Source organism: Pseudoalteromonas sp. NEC-BIFX-2020_015, from assembly GCF_012952265.1.
In the GTDB taxonomy this organism is placed as follows: Bacteria; Pseudomonadota; Gammaproteobacteria; order Enterobacterales; family Alteromonadaceae; genus Pseudoalteromonas; species Pseudoalteromonas neustonica.
Map to the genome: position 1 here is coordinate 1 of NZ_JABCJL010000068.1, position 1,526 is coordinate 1,526.

Sequence of the window (1,526 nt, forward strand, 5' to 3'; positions counted from 1 at the left end):
GAGTTTATATGAGAAAGACGAACAAAGGACGAACAAAGAGACACCCATCCTAAAGTTTGTATTTTTGATGTTTAACATTAAATTTTAACTAGAAATAATTAAGATGGGTGTCAACTTAAGTTACTCTCAACTTAAGTTACTCGACACCGATTTAGGGTTGAGTTATATGCAGGCACGATATTATGATCCAGTTATAGGTCGTTTTTATTCAAATGATCCGGTTGATGCGATGGAGGCAATTAGAAGAGGTAGCCCCGTTCATGGTTTTAACCGTTATGCATATGTTAACAATAATCCATATAAATATACTGATCCTGATGGGGAATGGGGAGTATTAGGTGCTGCATATGGCGCAATTTCTGGTGCTGTTGGTGGATTTGTTGCCTCAGGTGGAGGCTTTAAAAACAAACTCGTTGGTACATTGTCTGGTGCCGCAGCAGGTGCTGCTGTAGGTTTCGTTGCCCCACAAACATCTCATGTAGCGGGTATGGCTGTTGCTGGTATGGCGGCTAGCGCTACGGGTCAAGCTATTGGTTCTACTGCAACTGCTGCAATGGAAAAAGGCATTGAAAATGTGACTTTAGATGGATGTTAATGTTGATGCAACGACAACTGTGGCGGGCGGTTTAGGAGCTGGTGGGGGTGGTCTTGTTGCGAAAGGAGTTGCGAATATGACAATGAAACCAGTTGTAGGCCAAACTTTGTCGCAAGCTGGAGCACCCACTTCGGCTGGATTAACCGCTGGTGCAGTTGTTGAAGGTGCTATTATTGGCGCGGCAGAAAAAGTGGCACCGAAAATCGAAGAAAAAGTGAATGAGATGAATCAATGATATATTTTACTATTTGGGGAGTTATGTACATTGCATTATGTATGTTGGGATTTAAGCTGTACTTCTTTTTACAGCAAAAAAATCTTCATACAAGAGACAAGTTTAAGAAAGGCATAGCAAGTTACGCGCTTTTTATCTTGTTTATATGCATTGAAATTCCATTTGCGATTTTCTTTCCTGTTTGGCTGAATACTAGGTTAAACGTGCTTGAGAAAAACTCTGAATCTACGATGTATCTCCTTATATTTGGTGTCGTAGTGCTAAGTCTCTCAATATGGAATGCTAGAAAAGATAGACCTAAGGGTTTCTAGGTTGACTTGCAAAGTAGTAATCTTTGAATCCAAAGCCTCGCACTAGCGGGGCTTTTCTTTTCAAAGAATAAAAAAGGACAGGCACAATTTTTTTTGCAAAAATCATAGTATCAACTACTGTTATTACATACAGTTCAACTAAGGTTGATATTGAATCGCCCCGAGTTCATCGGAGACCAGTTTGTTTAAGTCAGGCCACTTTACCTGACTCGTTTAAATTGTCATAGTAGTTTGCTTCATATTGAGCTGGTGAAACACACCCAATTGAAGAGTATAACCGTTGATTGTTAAACCAACTTACCCATTCTAAGGTTGCATATTCAACAGCATCAACATTTTTCCACGGGCCATTCCTGCGAATAATTTCTGTTTTAAATAAACCATT

At 39.8% G+C, this 1,526-nt stretch carries 3 protein-coding genes; 2 read left to right on the plus strand and 1 reads right to left on the minus strand.

The annotated features are described in order from the left end of the window. The first annotated feature begins 103 nt into the window (after positions 1-103). Positions 104-595, plus strand: coding sequence for an RHS repeat-associated core domain-containing protein (locus tag HH219_RS21525; protein ID WP_169328586.1), 492 nt, complete (start codon positions 104-106; stop codon positions 593-595). Positions 596-671: 76 nt separating this feature from the next. Beyond that, positions 672-830: a hypothetical protein gene (locus HH219_RS21530; protein ID WP_169328587.1), complete on the plus strand. Its 159-nt coding sequence runs from the start codon at positions 672-674 to the stop codon at positions 828-830. 501 nt (positions 831-1,331) lie between these two features. Here HH219_RS21530 and HH219_RS21535 read toward each other — a convergent pair. Beyond that, the coding region (locus tag HH219_RS21535) for an IS3 family transposase (RefSeq protein ID WP_169328588.1) at positions 1,332-1,526 on the minus strand (195 nt) is incomplete at its 5' end.